This window comes from Pseudomonas sp. TE6283 (genome assembly GCF_054060555.1).
Genome location: NZ_JBSSDH010000001.1, coordinates 646,397 through 662,202 on the forward strand (window position 1 = coordinate 646,397; position 15,806 = coordinate 662,202).

The following is a 15,806-nucleotide window of genomic DNA, read 5'->3' on the forward strand; positions in this document are numbered from 1 at the left end:
GCTGGCTGGAGCCTGCAGGCTCCAGCCAGTGTTACGCTCAAGCCGCGTTGGCAGCCTGCAGGTTGCCGAGCAGGCGACCTGCCATGTCCAGCTTATTCTGCAGCGTGTCCACGAACGAGAGCGCGGAGTGAGCCTGCAGCAGGTTGGGCTCCAGTTTACGCTGCCCGAAGAGTTCGCCGAAGGAGTGGGACTGCCCCACCGCCGTGTGGTCCAGGACCATTGAAGCGATTGCCTTTTCGGCAGCACTGCCATGTCCGGCGAGATGCTCCAGGTGCTCGAACGACTGCGAGAGCGGACTAGCCGGCCGCTGTAGCGAATGCATGGTCGCGTTGAAGTCATTGCGTGTCGGCAGCGCAACCTCGTCGTCAATCTTGACAAAGCTGAGCTTGACAGCCTTCAACGACGTTACCGGATCAGGCTGTTCGGAGGTCGTCGCGTCGCAAGTCGCTTCAGGTTCCACAGGCTGTGCAGCGCTCGCTCCGGCCAACGTGCCGGTCATCAGCGCTGGGGCAGCGTCGCCTGCATCCACCACGACACCTGCCGCCACCATATCAGGCTTCTGGGCGAACAGTTCGATGAACTCGGCATCGACCACTTTGACAAACTCCACTACCGCTTCGGGGCCCACCCGCTCTGGATCCGGAAACTCGGCAAACCTCGTAGCCAGGAAAGCCACCGCATCGAGCACCTTGGCGGCAGCCATCGGGTCGTTCTGCATCAATTTGATATTATCCGGAAACTGAGCCTCATTCAAAGCGTAGCCACCGACGATATCGATCTTGTTGGCGCCTATCTCCACTTTCAACTCTGGCACCAACTTACCCAGCTCGTTGAGATTCGCTATCAAACAATTAGCTTTTCGCATTACACCATTGCCCAAGAGCTCTTGAGGATACTCAATCATAAACTCCTCAGTTGACATAACCTCCAACCTTTTCAGTATCGAGCAACTCTGCGACTTCATGAGATTCGGTATCTCCTTAATGGTCTCTTCCCTCACGCGCGTCATCTGCGCCGTCGACTCCATGCCTTGTTTCCCTGGAGTCGGTGCACTCGAAAAAAAGCCAAAGTACTTGGCAATCGCGATGAAAATGCTCATCAGGATGCCATTCTTCTGCGACTCCTCGTGACGCGCCAGGCGTTGCGCCGACTCGCTGGTTTTCACCTGTGCGCAGTCACTGCTCTCGTTGACTGGATGCAACTGGGCGGCACACACCCAACTGGTTGAAACCGATTCAATCATTTGTGCAAACCTCTTCTTGCAGCATCATTTGATTTGGAAAAAGACCACTCTCACACACGCAAGAACCTGGATCCTTGCGCCTTGCAACATCCTGCCAGGAAACCTGACGTGCTCAGGCCATGATGCCCGCAGCCCTGATCCCCTGATTGTCGTTACGCAAGATTTCCTGGATCAGCTGACGCACCTGATCGATCATCCTTGCCAGGTCATCGGTGCAGCGCTGGAACAACTCTTTCTGATTGCCGGCAACTGCCGCCTCGAGCTCCTGCTCCTTGGCCCACACGTCCTGTAGCGACTTGATGGCATGGGCGATGCCCGTGCCAAAGGCGGCGCCACTCTGGGCCACGCCATTGAGCGTGTGCAGCGTGGTGTTGCGGGTGTCGATGGCGTTCTGCAGGTGCTTGACCTCGATACGGTTCTCGGCGACCAGCTTTTTCGAGGCCAGCGTCATCTCGCCGGGCCGAGCATACTTGGCAGCATGACTGGCCTGCTCCAGGCCCTTGATCGTGCGCGCGTCACCCAGGTTCCTGAGCATGCCGGTGGTGCCGCTGGCCAGGGTGAACATGCCCAATGCACCACTGACGGCCGCCGAGGCGAACAGCGCGTTGCTGGCGGTTCTCATCCAGCCGATCTGCTCCTTGCTCGCCAGCACGCTGACTTCGGCCTGGGTCCTGCGCCCCTGCGCGTTGCCGTCACGCACCTGCATGGCGGCCCTGAGAATGGCCAGCAGGCTCTCCAGGTCCTGGCTGCAGGGCGTGGCCTGCGGTGTATCCAGGCTTACCCGCCCTTGCTTCCCGGCAAATACCGCGCCCGCTGTTGCGCAGGGCATGGCCAACATCGCCCACAGCGGTTGGCAGGCCTTCTGCCCCTCGGTGACCGGCTGTTGGGCATCCACGCGAGACGAATGATCGATGTTGGATATGGTCAGACTCATGATTGACTCCTTGATCAGGCAATGACGTTTCGGCAAGCGATATCAGCGCAGGCCTTGCTGCGGCTGTTCAACAGTTCCAGCAGTTGCTCGAAGCGTTGCTCTTTCCCCGCGAGCAGTTGTTCAAGCGCCTTGGCCAACTGCTCGAGAAAACTGTGCCCCTGGTCCAGCAGCAGACGCATTTCCGCCAATTGGGCCTCGCTACGCAGTGCCAACCCCTGCATGACCGAACTGGCCGCCTGCCCGACGCTGGACAGCGTGGTGGTCGCCATGCTGGCGCCGGTCAGGGTCATCTGCAGCTTGGCCTGGGTGCCCGCGCAGGCAGTCGAGGTGACCCCGGTGGAGGCAACGCCCTGGATCTTCTGGCCCACCGACAGGACCGTCTGCGCGACCTTGCCACTCACCTTGCCGGCGACCTTGGCCGCGACCACCGCAAGGCTGCCGCCGCAGGTCAGCACCACCGAGGCCAGTGCCAGGGCGACCTCCACCGCCATCAACACAGGCCCGAGGTACTTCATCACCTCCTTGGCGATATGTCCGTCCTCGGCGGCCTGGTTCAACGACATGGACACCACACCCATGACGCCACCAGCAATCATCAGCGCGCCCGCGACGGCGCCCAGGCCGGTGGCGACCATGACGGACCCCACCACGATGGAAACGATGGCTGCGGCCCAGCCGAAAACCTTGGCGAACACGCTCGCCGTGCCGGCATCCTGGTGCCGCTGGGCTACCTCGTCCAACTTCTGCGCGTTGAGCGCCATCTGCTGGCGGTTCTGCTCGGTGAGCTGACGTACCTGCTGCAGGTTCAGCTCGGTCTGGCGAGCACCCAGCTGACTCAGCAGTTCGGTGAGGCGGATATCCAGTTCGGCGTCGGAGATGTCCCCGGCGAGCTGCCCGAGTATCAATGCTCCGATATCAGGTACCGCGACCAGCACAGGTTGCATGAGGCCTTCAGCATCGATCAGCTTGTCGAGTACCAGCCCCTGCTGCTGTGCCGTCGCCAGTGGCGCTGGAGGATCCAGCCGGACGCTCATGTCTGGCTTGGTCGTTGTGACTCCAGACGGTGTGCCGGTCTCGCCGGGCAACTGGATCGCCATGCCCGGCAGCGGTGTTTCCGATTCGATTTCAGTCGGCATCAAGAGCGACTGTTCCACAGACAGACGTTCAGCTCGCATGACGTACGCCCTCCTTCTGCTGCAGGGCCTCGAGCAGCACCTGTGCCTGACCTGCCAGACCGGGATGCTCGCTGTCCACCGCCAGGATCTGCGCCTGCTCGTAACCGCTGCGCGCCGAGTCCAGATCGCCCAGGTGCTGGTGGCACTGCGCGGCATGGAAGCTGAACCGGGGGTCCTGCGGTGCGAGCATCGCGCCGTAGGCATAGGCCGGCAATGCGTCCTGGTAGCGCTCGAGCGCCTGGTACGCACCTGCCACGCCCAGAAAAGCCCGGGGGTCGTAGTGATCGAGCGCCGCCAACCCCTTGAACAGCGTCAGCGCATCGTCCAACCGACCTGCCTGGTAGAAGTTGAACGCCTGGGCATAGAGCGTTTCCAGTTGCGCCGCACAGACTCCGCGCAGCATGGCGAAGGTGCCGCCATCGCCAAAGAAGCGCTCGATCGCATCGACGTTGTTGGCATCGGCATCGTCGCCGTCCACCTGTTGTACTGCCGTCATCACCTACCTCAGTTCTGCAGAATCTTGGACAGCATCGAGAACCAGGTCTCGACGAACTTCATCATCACCTCGGTGGAGGTGGTGTAGCGCGAACCCACGTCGTTGAGCAGGGTGGTCTGTTCGGTCACCTTGTCGTTGACGATGCGGGTGCGGTCGCTCAGGGCCTGGGAGAAATTGGCCAGCGGGTTGTTGTCCTTGTCCCAGGCGTACTGTGCTTTCAGGTCGGTCATCGGCCCGCTGACTTTTTGCAGACGACCACTGCTTTCACTCGAAGCCGTGACCGATTGCGTGCCCGCCAGGAAATGCCGCACCGTGACGACCGCGGTGCCATTGAAGGCGGGCTGGAACGTATCCAGGCTCGAGAGCAACCGGTATTCGCTGCTCTTTTCCCAACTGTCGGCGTCAAGGTCGTACAACGTCCGGTCGAAGAGGTTGAACCCCGGGTCTTCCAGCATGAAGGTGCCCTTGTCCGCCATCACCACGTTGACCTTCGACTGGATCATGCTGAAGATCTTCAGCTCCGCCGTGAGGCACTTGAGCTGTTCGCTGAGCTCAGTGCGTTCGGCCTTCTGCTTGCGCATGCGCAGGCCCATCGCCGCCATCACCAACTCGTCCATGCGCAGGCGCTCGCCGAGGTTTTGCAACTGCAAGGGTGCTCCCGGCAGCCAATTTGCGTAGGCCTCCAGCAACTGCCCCACTGCGTGGTAATGCGGGTCGGACAGCGGTTGCGCCAGCAGCGTGTCGAAGTAAGGACGATTTGCCAGCAACTGCGCCTGCCCTTCGGGCCCAAGCAGCGCTTCGATGGCCTGCCGACGCCGCTCCCGCTCCAAGGGCTGGCCTTGTCCGTCCACGGCCACGATGCCCTTCTGGTCCAGCAACCACTCCAGCCGCTGGACCTCCACCCAGATCTCCGGCGGCGCGACACGGTCAACGTACGGCAATGGGACAGGCCGACTACTTGCTTCAATAGAACTGCTCATCATCTGTATCCGGTTGGTCAGGTACCCTTCCTGGCACAAGGCCGGGGTACATGCCGATGAAGTCTATTGAGGCGCGAGCGGCCGCTCCGTCAGACCCGGCCGCGATTTTGTAGTTTGTGGGTACGCTTTCTGACGCCAGGATGGCGTCAGCCGATGCGCCCCAATGGCTGGATGTTGATCTGCGTGGTGAGTTCCTGGAAGGACAGCACCGGCAGGTCGAAATAGAGGCCCTCGATCAGCTTGCGCACATAGCGGCGGATATCCATCGACACCACCAGCACGGGCCTGGCCTGGGCATCGTGCAAGTCGCCCACCACGGCTTTCACCTGCGCAAGGAAGGTATCGCTCTGCGCGGGCTCCAGGGCCAGGTAGCTGCCGGCGCTGGTCTGGCGTATGCCGTTGCGGATCATCTCCTCGACCGCAGGGTCCAGCAGATAGGCCGGCAGCAGGTTGTGGCCGCTGGCGTACTTGTAGCAGATGTAGCGCTTGAGGCTGCTGCGCACGTATTCGGCCAGTTGCACCACATCCTTTTCCTTCTGCCCCCACTCCACCAGGGCCTCGAGGATCGAGCGCATGTTACGGATCGAGATGCCCTCGCCCACCAGCCGCTGGAACACCTCGGTGATGCGCTGCAACGGCAGGATGCGCTGCACCTCCTTGACCAGTTCCCCGTAGCCCTGCTCCATCTGCTCCAGCAGGTACCGGGTCTCCTGAATGCCAATGAAGTCACCGGCGTACTCGCACAACACCTGGGACAGGTGCCAGGCGAGCACCTGGTCGATCGCCAGGAAGGCGCACCCGGCACGCTCCAGGCGCTCGCGCTGGGCCTGCTCCACCCATAATGCGGCACGCCCTGGCTGCAGGGCTTCGCCTTCCTCATAGGGCACGCCGACCAGCGCCAGCTGGCTGGGCTTTTCCTGCACCAGTAGTCGTTCCGGCATCAGACGGCCACGCGCCACCGGCACTTCCTGCAACAGGATGCGGTACTCGCCGGGGCCGAGCGCGCTGCTAAAACGCAGGCGGATACCGGGAAACGGCACACCATGATCCAGGTAAAGCGCCTGACGGACCCGCGCCAGCTCCTCATTCAGCGAGGCGGCCTCCAAGGCGGTTTGCAGGCCGCTGTCCACATCGATGAGCAAGGGCACCGTCAGGGCGAACGCTTGCGCGTCAGCGGCCGCCTTCGCCTTGCTGGATGCCTTGAGCGTGGGGGCCCCGGCGCCATTGGCCAGCAACTCCGGCAGTCCACCGCTCTGCTGCCGGCCATCCTCCTCGATGCGCCGCTGGCGAGTTGCCCACCAACCACCGCCCCCAACCAGCAGCGCCAGGATGAAAAAGGTAATCGTTGGAAAACCCGGGATAATGCCGAACAACGCCAGCAGCGCGCCACCGATCAACAAGGCCTTGGGTTGCGCCATGACTTGGCTGCCGATGTTCGCCCCCAGGTCGCGGGCACCTTCGCCGTCGCGGGTGACGATGATGCCCGCGGTGATGGCGATCAACAGCGCCGGCACCTGGCTGACCATGCCATCGCCCACGGTAAGCACCGCGTAGAGCTGCAAGGCGTCAGCCGCGCTCATGCCCTTCTGCATCACGCCGATGGCCAGCCCCGCCAGCAGGTTGACCACGATGATCACCAGCCCGGCGATTGCATCGCCCTTGACGAACTTCATCGCCCCGTCCATGGCCCCGAACATCTGGCTGGCCTTCTCCACCTCGCCACGGCGCTCGCGAGCCTCGTTGACGTCGATGACCCCTGCGCGCAGGTCGCCATCGATGCTCATCTGCTTGCCCGGCATGGCATCCAGGGAAAACCGCGCGCTGACCTCCGCCACCCGCTCGGCGCCCTTGGTGATGACCAGGAACTGCACGATGGTGATGATCAGGAACAGGATGCAGCCCACCACCAGGTTGCCGCCCACCACGAAGTCGCCGAAGGTCTGCACGATCTGCCCGGCGTCGGCTTCCAGCAGGATCATCCGCGTGGTGCTGATCGACAGCGCCAGGCGAAACAGCGTGGTGACCAGCAGCACCGAGGGAAACACCGAGAAATGCAGCGGCGAGACGACGTACACCGACATCATCATCAACACCACGGCGATGGTGATGTTCAGGGCGATCAGCAGGTCCAGCAATAGCGGCGGCAACGGCAGGATCATCATGAACACCACCGCCAGCAGCATCACCGCCAGCATCAGGTCCTTGCGCGCGCCGATATGGCCGAGCATCCGGGTCAAGGTGTTCATGAATGATCCTTGCGTCGCAGGTACTCGCCGAAGGTAGCCTGCGCCTGCTCCAGCCGCCCCGCCATCTGCTGCGCCTGACTCAGGCACAGCCATAGAGATGCCTGTTGCTCGCCGGCGTCATGCAGCGCCAGGCACTGCTGCTCGGCGCGCGCCCAGTCGCCCAGCTCCAACGCCGCCACGACCAGGGCTCGACGCCCGGCAAGGTGATCGGGGTCAACCCGCAACAGTACCTCCAGCAATGTTTGCGCCCCCTCGGGCCGACCACATCGCAGGTGCAGCCAGGCCAACAGCTGCAGGACATCGCGCTGTTCAATCGTCAATTGCATCTATTCATACCTTGAGCAGAAGGGTCACGTAGTACGCCAGCATGTGCCGGTCGGCCAGCAACGCTTGCAGCAGTACCGCCGCCTGGCGGTCCTGGCAGGCCTGGGTGTCAAGCAGTTGCCGCACCAGGGCATCCAGGGTCGCGGCAAAGCGCTGCGGGTCGTACAAGGCACGCAGCTCCTGCTCGGGACTGGCGTAGGACAGACGCAGGCGTTCCATCAACTGCTGCGGATACAGCTCACGCAGATGAGCCTGTATGGGTTGCCCCGGCATCGGCAGCAGTTCGCCAGCCGACCGTGGGAACGCTGTGTCGGCTGCCACCGATGGCAGCCACAGTGCCTGGAACTGCCCGGCTCGCTCGATCGCGTTCATGCCGCGAGCACTTCGGCGCGCACCTGCGACAGCAGCCGGTAAGCCTCACGCAGTGCCTGCTCGGTCACCCGGCGTTCATCGAGGCTGAGCAGCAACACCAGACGTTCGTCAGACAGCAGGCCACAACGCAGCAGCTGACCAGGTGCCTGCTGGTCATGGACATGCCTGAGCGCACTCGACAGGGCGTGCTCGAACAATGCTCCCGGCAGGGTAACGCTCAGCCAAAGCGTCAACTGACCCGCCTGCCGTTCGAACTGCAGGACACCGGTATCCGGGAGTTCCAGGCGTAGCACCGTTTGCGGCGGATGCGCCAGCAGCACTCCCTGATCGCGACAGAACCGGACGATAGCTTCGGTACACAAGTCCATGCTCACGCCTCCCGCCCGCCACGCAGCGACGCTTCTTCGTCGTCGATGAGCTGATCCATGGTCAACTGACAGATCGCCAGCAGGTGCTCGCGCTGGGCCACTTCGCTGAACACCTGCAAGGGCAGCAGCCGAAAGATGCGCTGCAGTTCACGCAGGCAATGGACACGTTGGGCGCCAGGGGCGAGCGGCAGCGCGGCAAGCAGGCGCAGGATGTCCTGCTCGGTGATCCAGCGCTTGTCGATCAGCGCCAACAGGTCGCTGACCAGGTCAGAAGGCCCGTACGCCACTGGGCTCTCCGGCAAGCTGGCGGAACAGCGCGGCCGTGTCGCTTTCCAGTTTCTTGAGGGCCTGCACCAGCTTCATGTCGCTGATGACCTGCTGCAGCTGGTTGCTGTCCAGGTGCGGGGAAGGCCCGCTGATATGACTGGCCAGGCCGTTGAGCATGAACTGGGCAATGTCGCTGATGGCCGCATCGCCGAAGCGTGACCGCAAGTCGTCCCAGGCATGCCTGAGCCCGCGATAACCGCACAGGAAGTCGCAATAAACCTCGCGCAGCGCCGCCACCTCGGCGACACCCTGTTCCTGGGCCGCCTGGGCCAACGGGCCGATTTCGATCCCCAGCTCGATAGCCTGGCCTTGGGTCTGCGCCATGCTTGCCATGGCCTGGTCCAGCTTGCCGGGCACGTCGCCGGCATCAGCCACCTTGCCCAATGCATCACGGGCATAGGCCAGGGCCAGGAAGCGCTGGCAGGCTTCGCCGGAGAAGCCATCCAGCCGTGCCTCCAGCTCGCCCGGCGTCAGATGAGGATGTTGACGCAACCAGGCCACCAGCTCATCCAGGGCGCGGCGCTGGACGTCCGGCACCTTGGCCAGCATCTCCTCGGCCGCCTGGCCTGCCTGTAGCCCATGCTGGCGCGCATCGGTGACGCGGCTGCGGGCACTGAGCCGGGCATTGGCCAGTGACGAGAATGCCATCGACACCTCCTCCGCCATCTCGGCTTGCAGCCCCATCGGGGTCACCTGCCGCGCCTGGATGGTTGCCTCCCAGCCGCCCCCCATGGCCACCATCGGGTCAACCCGGGCAAAGCCGATACCTTCGCTCATCCCCACCTCACTTCGAAATAAATGAACGGGCGGCATGCTAGAGGCAAGCCAGCAGCCGTACCGTCATTGTCAGGCGCTTCTTTTTAGCCTGCCGACGCGCGCAACACCTGGCGACCGCAATCTAAAAACATGCGACTCATAGCGAAATCCATCCCCGTGCAGGCTTCCTAGAATGGTCCCCTTCATTCACGCACCCACATCGTTCCCATGTCGCCATCGCTGCTCCAGATTCCCCAGACCCTGAAGTCTGCCGTGAACGGCGCCACCCTGGTCCAGGTCAACGGCAAGGTCACCCAGGTCACCGGTACCCTGATCCGTGCACTGGCGCCCGGCGTGCAGGTCGGCGAGCTATGCCGACTGCGCAGGCCCAACCATGAGCAGGCGCTGCTGGCCGAGGTCATCGGCCTGCAACAGGACCAGGCGTTGCTCGCCCCGCTGGGCGACATGCAGGGCCTTTGCACGCGCACCGAGGTCTGCCCCACCGGGAGCATGCACCGCGTCGGCGTGGGGGAGCATTTGCTGGGAACCGTGCTTGACGGCTTCGGCAACCCGCTCGACGGCAGCATGCCGGCCACACCGCAGGCCTGGTATCCGGTGCACCGGGATGCGCCAGCGCCCTTGAGCCGCAAGCTGGTCGACACACCCTTGAGCCTGGGCATCCGTTGCATCGATGGCCTGCTCACCTGCGCCGAAGGGCAGCGGGCCGGCATCTTCGCCCCTGCCGGCGGCGGCAAGAGCACGCTGCTGGCCTCGCTGATGCGCAACGCGAAGGCCGACGTGATTGTCCTTGCACTGATCGGCGAGCGCGGCCGCGAGGTGCGCGAGTTCATTCATCACGAGCTGGGCGAACACGGACTGCGCCGCGCGGTGCTGGTGGTTTCGACCTCCGACCGCCCGGCGATGGAGCGGGCCCGGGCGGGCTTCGTCGCCACCACCGTGGCCGAGTATTTCCGCGACCAGGGTCGCCAGGTCCTGTTGCTGATGGACTCGCTGACCCGCTTCGCCAGGGCCCAACGCGAGATCGGCCTGGCCGCAGGTGAACCGCCGACCCGACGCGGTTTTCCACCCTCGGTGTTCGCCCAGCTACCACGCCTGCTCGAACGCGCCGGGCCCTCGGACAAGGGCTCGATCACCGCGCTCTACACCGTGCTGGTGGAGGGCGACGACCTGAACGAGCCGATTGCCGAGGAAGCCCGCTCGATCCTTGATGGCCATATCGTACTGTCACAGGCGCTGGGGGCGGCCAATCACTACCCGGCCATCGATGTGCTGCGCTCGGTCAGCCGGATCATGCACCAGGTGGTCAGCCCTGCCCACCGCGCCGCCGCCGGCCAGTTGCGCCAGTGGATGGCACGCTATGAAGAAGTCGAGTTGCTGCTGCGAGTCGGCGAGTACACCCGAGGACAGGATCCGGCCGTGGACCTGGCCATCGACAAGCGCGATGCCATTCGTGCCTGGCTGTGCCAGGCACCGCACGAACACAGTTCGCTGCAACAGAGCGTCGAACACCTGCTGGAGATCACCCGGTGCCCTTGACCGCCCTGTTATCCATCAAGCAACGCCGACTGCAAGTGGCCGAGCGCGAAGCGCGCACTCAGCAGGCCCGCTTGCAGGCGGCCCAGGCGGACAAGGCGCAATCGATCGAGGCGCACCTGACGTATCGGCGCTGGTCCCTCGAAGAGGAGCAGCGCCTGTTCGATGCGCAGGTGGGCCGCCTGACCAACCTCCATGGCCTGGAGCACTGGCGTCGGCAAGTCGGCCTGCTCGGCGAGCGCGAGGCGAGCCTCCATGGTCAGGTCGTGGCCTGCGAGAACGCGCTGATACGCCAAGACTCAGCACGCCAGCAGGCGCAAGCGAAGCTCGCCAAGGCCAGACAACAGTTGGACAGCTTCAAGCAGCTGCACGAGCAGGCCTCCCGCCAAGCCGCTCGGCGCACAGAACACAGCCAGGAACTCGAAGAGGAAGAGCGCCATGGCCAGGGAGGTTCGCCGTGCTGAACACCCTGCCTGCCCCTGCGCTGCCGGACACCCCATTGCCTGACACGCCTGGACCCGGGCCTTGCAACGAGCAGCGACTGTTGTTCGAACATCTGCTGGACGTTCCACGGCTCAAGCGCAGGGCACCCCAGGATACTGGCCAACGCCCCGCCCGGGACGAAGCCAGCCCTGAACGCCCTGTCACCGCGGTAGCCCTGAACATGGCTGCCTTGTTCGCAAAGTGCCCACCCGCCTGTGCGGCAGAACGACCTGCGCTGATCGAGGGAGCCATCGAACGCTCTGCTCCGGAGCCCACGCCAGCGATACCTGATGAAGTCGAGCCAGCCTCATTGACCGGGGCAAGTCGTGCCGAGGTGGACCCTCAAACCGTCCACGACAGTACCGACAACGCGCCGGATCGCCTGCCAACCAGTGATACCGACCCAATCCTTGCACCCCCTGCTCCCTTGGTCGAGCGTCTCCTGATCGACAGGGTCTTGCCGGCAACTGTCGTTGCCCCCATCCAGGATCTGCAGACGCTTGTGGAGCGCCTGCAATTGCAACTGTTCGCCAGCCGGACGGATACCCGCGAACAGGCTCTGTTGCAGGTGCAGTTACCTCAGCTGGGGCATGTTGAAGTACGCATGAACCATATGAACGCAGGCCTGCAGGTGGAGATCCAGGCTGCGCCGGCCGCCTTGCGGCAACTGCAGGTTGCCGGTACGGACCTGCTTGAGCGTCTGCAACGGCTCGATCCCGCGCAACCGGTCAGCCTCGGCTTCGGCGCAAATGGCGACAGCCAGCAAGGCTCGCGCAACAAGCGTCATGCAGAGGACGAAGGCTGGCCTGAACCATGAGTACATCGAACTTGCCTGCCGCCCACGCTCAGGAACTGCGCCTGCAGCAGTTTTTGAGCCATCGCCAAGCTCATTATGCCGACGATCAAGGGCAGGTCTGGCTGAGCGTCAGCATTCCAGGCGATGGACTGGATCTGGCCGTGCTGATTGACTGGCATGGCGTGCCGGCTCGCCTGTTGTGTCGTCGGCAGCAGCTGGCGCAATGGCTCGCACCGCAGTTGCAGGCCGCCGACTTTGCCAGCCTGCCCAGCGCACTGCAGCTGGCGGTGCTGCAACGGGACACGCCTCGCCTACCCGGCCTGCAATGCCTGGGCATCGAACCGGCAGACGCCATCGACCGCACACCCGGTCTGCAGGTGACACTGAGAAGCGCGCAAGGCCTGCTGCCCTGCTGGGTACAAGGCGACAGCGAGCACCTGCTGACGGCCTTGCCACGGCGCCCACTGCGCGAACGCCTGAACATCCTGCTGAACCTCTCGCTGCAGTGGCGGCCCCTTGAACTGACGTTACACGAGCTGCGCGACCTAGGCACGGGCGACATCCTGCTGCTGCCCGCAGGTACGCCAAGCTCCCCGCAACTGCTGGGCGTGCTCGATGGACAACCCTGGGCCGAACTGCAACTCGACGACACACACCTGGAGCTAGTCCGCATGCACGATACGCCACCTGTGACCGACACCGCGCTGGAAGCATTGGAGCAACTGCCCATCCCGGTCAGCTTCGAAGTCGGCCGCCAGACCCTCGACCTGCACACGCTGTCGACCTTGCAACCCGGAGCGCTGATCGAACTGCACAGCCCGCTGGATCCCCAGGTGCGCATCCTCGCCAACCAGCGCTGTATCGGTACCGGCGTGCTGGTGCAAATCGACGGCCGCCTTGGGGTGCGAGTCAACCGCCTGCTGGAACAGCAATCGACATGATCCAGCTGCCGGACGAACTGGGCCTGATCCTTGGCCTGGCGCTGCTGTCGCTGGTGCCCTTCATCGCGGTCATGGCCACCTCGTTCCTGAAGATGGCGGTGGTCTTCTCGTTGCTGCGCAATGCGCTGGGGGTGCAGCAGATCCCGCCGAACATGGCCCTGTATGGCCTGGCGATCATCCTCAGTATCTATGTCATGGCCCCAGTGGGGATGGCCACCTACGACTACCTGAACGCCCATGAGACCACCCTCGGCGACGCACGCTCGGTCGAACGTTTTCTCGAAGAGGGCATGGCGCCGTTTCGCGCCTTCCTCGACCGTCAGGTCAACGAACGTGAGCGCGCGTTCTTCCTCGACAGTGCCCGTCAGCTATGGCCCAGCCAGTACGCCGAGCGGGTCGATGGCAACAGCCTGCTGGTGCTGCTGCCAGCGTTCACCATCAGCGAGCTGAGCCGGGCGTTCGAGATCGGCTTCCTGATCTACCTGCCCTTCATCGCCATCGACCTGATCATCTCCAACATCCTCCTGGCCATGGGCATGATGATGGTCTCGCCCGTGACCATTTCACTGCCGTTCAAGCTGCTGCTGTTCGTCCTGCTCGACGGCTGGGGACGACTTTCCCATGGCCTGGTGCTGAGCTACGGAGGCTGACATGGGCAGTACCGAAGTCCTGCACTTCGCCAGCCAGTCACTGTGGCTGGTACTGGTCCTTTCACTGCCGACGGTATTGATGGCCGCGCTGGTCGGCACCCTGGTCTCCCTGGTACAGGCGTTGACCCAGGTGCAAGAGCAGACCCTGGGCTTCGTCGCCAAGCTGGTGGCGGTGATCGTCACCCTGTTCGTCACCGCCGACTGGATGGGCAGCGAGTTGTACCGTTACACCGACCTGGTGCTCAATCGGATTCCTTTGGTGCGATGACGGTCCAGACGCTTGAACAGGTGCTGCTGAGTTTCAGCCTGATCCTGCCCCGGCTGTTCGGCTGTTTCCTCCTGCTGCCGATTCTTGGCAAGCAAGTGCTGGGGGGCGCCCTGGCGCGCAACGGCGTGGCCTGTTCACTGGCGCTGTTCATCTACCCCTGCGTGGCCAACACCCTGCCCGCCGAGCTGGACGGGCTGCAGCTGGGCCTGCTGATCGGCAAGGAAGTGCTGCTCGGCCTGCTGCTGGGCTTCGTGGTGGTCATCCCGTTCTGGGCCCTGGAGGCCTGCGGTTTTCTCATCGACAACCAGCGCGGTGCCACCCTGGCCTCCACCCTTAACCCGCTGTTGGGGAGCCAGACCAGCCCCACTGGCGCCCTGTTGGTACAGACGCTCGTCACACTATTCTTCACCGGCGGCGCGTTCCTGGGGCTGCTGGGAGCGCTGCTGGGCAGCTACGCCAGCTGGCCGGTGGCAAGCTTCTACCCGCACGTCGGCGACCAGTGGAGCACGTTCTTCCTTGCCCAGTTCGATTACCTGCTGGCCCTGTGCGTGCTGTTCGCCGCACCGTTGCTGATCGCCATGTTCCTCGCCGAGTTCGGCCTGGCCCTGGTCAGCCGCTTCGCGCCGTCGCTGAACGTGTTCATCCTGTCCATGCCGATCAAGAGCCTGGTCTGCAGCGCGCTGCTGGTGCCGTACCTGTTCCTGCTGATGACGCAGGCCGAGGACCAGGTGTTCATCGCACTGGCCAAGGTCCATCTGCTCGGCCCGTTGCTGGAGCAGCCATGAGCGCCGAGAAAACCGAACAACCCACGCGGGCGAAATTGCGCGACGCACGCCGCAACGGTCAGGTGGCCAGGAGCAAGGAGCTGGTTTCCACTGTACTCATCCTGAGCCTGGTCGCGTTGCCGATGGGCTTTCCCGACTACTTTCTGGGGCACCTCGGTGAGTTGATGCTGCTGCCCGCCCCTCTGCTTCACCTGCCCTTTCACCAAGCCCTGGAGGTGATGCTGGGGCAGCTGCTGCAGGAGTTGCTATGGCTGACCCTGCCGTTCCTGCTGACCACGGTGCTGGCCGGTATCGCCGGCAATCTGCTGCAGACCGGCTTCGTATTCAGCGGCCAATCGCTGGCCCCCGACCTGAAGAAGGTCAGTCTGCTGGAGGGCGTGAAACGGATCTTCTCGATCAGGAACCTGCTGGATTTTTTCAAGTCGTCGCTCAAGGTGATGCTGCTCGGCGCACTGGTGCTTGGCCTGCTCAGCGATCACCTGCGCACGCTGCTGCGAGTGTCCTCATGCGGTATTGAATGCATCCTGCCGTTGCTGGGCAGTCTGATCGGCAAGCTGATCGGTGTCTGCGCCGTGGGTTTCCTGGCGATCTCGGCGGTCGACTACGGCCTGGAGCGCTGGCAGCATCACAAGCAGCTGCGCATGAGCAAGGAAGAGGTCAAGCGCGAACACAAGGAGATGGAAGGCGCCCCGGAGCTCAAGCGGGAGCGTCGCAAGCGTCACCGCGAGATGCAGAACGGCACGTTGCGCGCGGACGTCAGGCGCTCGTCGGTCATCATCGCCAATCCGACCCATATCGCCATAGGCCTGCGCTACAAACCCGGGGAAACGCCTTTGCCGCTGGTTACCCTCAAATACACCGACCAGCAGGCCCTGCTGGTTCGGCGGCTTGCCGAAGAGGAAGGCATACCGGTACTCGAACGCATTCCCCTGGCCCGAGCACTGTTCGCCGATAGCCGGGTGGAACAGTACATTCCCGGCGAACTGATCCAGCCGGTCGCCGAGGTGATCCGTTGGTTGCGGATGCAGGAAGAGGTTGCAGAGGGCTAGCCCGAGGACAGGGAACAGTGCACCATCGCTGCGCCCCCCTTTGATCACGCCTTGGGATC

The 15,806-nt window shown here is 63.6% G+C and carries 19 protein-coding genes; 8 read left to right on the forward strand and 11 right to left on the reverse strand.

From position 1 onward, the window contains the following. Positions 1 to 37: 37 nt before the first annotated feature. The 11 genes from ACVWZ5_RS03280 to ACVWZ5_RS03330 form a co-directional block, all read right to left on the reverse strand. Positions 38 to 1,243 (reverse strand): hypothetical protein, encoded by a 1,206-nt coding sequence (locus tag ACVWZ5_RS03280; RefSeq protein ID WP_457340399.1) that lies wholly within the window; start codon positions 1,241 to 1,243, stop codon positions 38 to 40. 112 nt (positions 1,244 to 1,355) lie between these two features. Next, a complete protein-coding gene (locus tag ACVWZ5_RS03285) occupies positions 1,356 to 2,177 on the reverse strand; it encodes a hypothetical protein (protein WP_062573480.1) in 822 nt (273 codons plus the stop codon). 14 nt (positions 2,178 to 2,191) lie between these two features. Then, positions 2,192 to 3,352, reverse strand: a complete 1,161-nt coding sequence (gene sctE, locus ACVWZ5_RS03290; protein ID WP_084941352.1) for a type III secretion system translocon subunit SctE — start codon at positions 3,350 to 3,352, stop codon at positions 2,192 to 2,194. Beyond that, complete coding sequence (locus ACVWZ5_RS03295; protein WP_062573478.1) at positions 3,342 to 3,848, reverse strand: SycD/LcrH family type III secretion system chaperone; 507 nt, start codon at positions 3,846 to 3,848, stop codon at positions 3,342 to 3,344. Before ACVWZ5_RS03295 ends, sctE begins: the two co-directional genes overlap by 11 nt. Positions 3,849 to 3,856: 8 nt before the next feature. Beyond that, entirely contained in the window at positions 3,857 to 4,828 is a 972-nt protein-coding gene (locus ACVWZ5_RS03300; RefSeq protein ID WP_457340400.1) for a virulence-associated V antigen, read from the reverse strand. Between the two features lie 146 nt (positions 4,829 to 4,974). Then, complete coding sequence (gene sctV, locus ACVWZ5_RS03305; RefSeq protein WP_084941351.1) at positions 4,975 to 7,074, reverse strand: type III secretion system export apparatus subunit SctV; 2,100 nt, start codon at positions 7,072 to 7,074, stop codon at positions 4,975 to 4,977. Continuing rightward, complete coding sequence (sctY, locus tag ACVWZ5_RS03310; RefSeq protein WP_062573475.1) at positions 7,071 to 7,400, reverse strand: type III secretion apparatus assembly chaperone SctY; 330 nt, start codon at positions 7,398 to 7,400, stop codon at positions 7,071 to 7,073. The genes sctV and sctY overlap by 4 nt, the downstream gene beginning before the upstream one ends. A 4-nt stretch (positions 7,401 to 7,404) precedes the next feature. Further along, entirely contained in the window at positions 7,405 to 7,770 is a 366-nt protein-coding gene (gene sctX / locus ACVWZ5_RS03315) for a type III secretion apparatus assembly protein SctX (protein ID WP_062573474.1), read from the reverse strand. After that, positions 7,767 to 8,138: a type III secretion system chaperone family protein gene (locus ACVWZ5_RS03320; RefSeq protein WP_062573473.1), complete on the reverse strand. Its 372-nt coding sequence runs from the start codon at positions 8,136 to 8,138 to the stop codon at positions 7,767 to 7,769. The genes sctX and ACVWZ5_RS03320 overlap by 4 nt, the downstream gene beginning before the upstream one ends. Positions 8,139 to 8,140: 2 nt before the next feature. Beyond that, a complete protein-coding gene (locus tag ACVWZ5_RS03325) occupies positions 8,141 to 8,425 on the reverse strand; it encodes a TyeA family type III secretion system gatekeeper subunit (protein WP_062573472.1) in 285 nt (94 codons plus the stop codon). Continuing rightward, positions 8,406 to 9,242 carry an HrpJ domain-containing protein gene (locus tag ACVWZ5_RS03330; protein WP_062573471.1) on the reverse strand — a complete coding sequence of 279 codons (837 nt, stop codon included), beginning with the start codon at positions 9,240 to 9,242 and terminating at the stop codon, positions 8,406 to 8,408. Before ACVWZ5_RS03330 ends, ACVWZ5_RS03325 begins: the two co-directional genes overlap by 20 nt. A gap of 207 nt (positions 9,243 to 9,449) precedes the next feature. On the opposite strand from ACVWZ5_RS03330, the gene sctN reads away from it, so the two are divergent. The 8 genes from sctN to sctU all read left to right on the forward strand — a co-directional run bounded on the left by sctN (position 9,450) and on the right by sctU (position 15,747). After that, positions 9,450 to 10,778, forward strand: coding sequence for a type III secretion system ATPase SctN (sctN, locus tag ACVWZ5_RS03335; RefSeq protein WP_084941350.1), 1,329 nt, complete (start codon positions 9,450 to 9,452; stop codon positions 10,776 to 10,778). Then, a complete protein-coding gene (sctO, locus tag ACVWZ5_RS03340; protein WP_062573469.1) occupies positions 10,769 to 11,239 on the forward strand; it encodes a type III secretion system stalk subunit SctO in 471 nt (156 codons plus the stop codon). Before sctN ends, sctO begins: the two co-directional genes overlap by 10 nt. 80 nt (positions 11,240 to 11,319) lie before the next feature. After that, complete coding sequence (locus ACVWZ5_RS03345) at positions 11,320 to 12,075, forward strand: type III secretion system needle length determinant (RefSeq protein ID WP_084941349.1); 756 nt, start codon at positions 11,320 to 11,322, stop codon at positions 12,073 to 12,075. Next, positions 12,072 to 12,995 carry a type III secretion system cytoplasmic ring protein SctQ gene (sctQ, locus tag ACVWZ5_RS03350; protein ID WP_062573466.1) on the forward strand — a complete coding sequence of 308 codons (924 nt, stop codon included), beginning with the start codon at positions 12,072 to 12,074 and terminating at the stop codon, positions 12,993 to 12,995. The genes ACVWZ5_RS03345 and sctQ overlap by 4 nt, the downstream gene beginning before the upstream one ends. Further along, a complete protein-coding gene (gene sctR / locus ACVWZ5_RS03355; protein WP_062573465.1) occupies positions 12,992 to 13,645 on the forward strand; it encodes a type III secretion system export apparatus subunit SctR in 654 nt (217 codons plus the stop codon). Before sctQ ends, sctR begins: the two co-directional genes overlap by 4 nt. Before the next feature lies 1 nt (position 13,646). Next, positions 13,647 to 13,913 (forward strand): type III secretion system export apparatus subunit SctS, encoded by a 267-nt coding sequence (sctS, locus tag ACVWZ5_RS03360; RefSeq protein WP_062573464.1) that lies wholly within the window; start codon positions 13,647 to 13,649, stop codon positions 13,911 to 13,913. Then, on the forward strand, positions 13,910 to 14,698 hold the full coding sequence (gene sctT, locus ACVWZ5_RS03365) for a type III secretion system export apparatus subunit SctT (protein ID WP_062573463.1): 789 nt from the start codon (positions 13,910 to 13,912) through the stop codon (positions 14,696 to 14,698). The genes sctS and sctT overlap by 4 nt, the downstream gene beginning before the upstream one ends. After that, on the forward strand, positions 14,695 to 15,747 hold the full coding sequence (sctU, locus tag ACVWZ5_RS03370; RefSeq protein WP_062573462.1) for a type III secretion system export apparatus subunit SctU: 1,053 nt from the start codon (positions 14,695 to 14,697) through the stop codon (positions 15,745 to 15,747). The genes sctT and sctU overlap by 4 nt, the downstream gene beginning before the upstream one ends. The last annotated feature ends 59 nt before the right edge of the window (positions 15,748 to 15,806 follow it).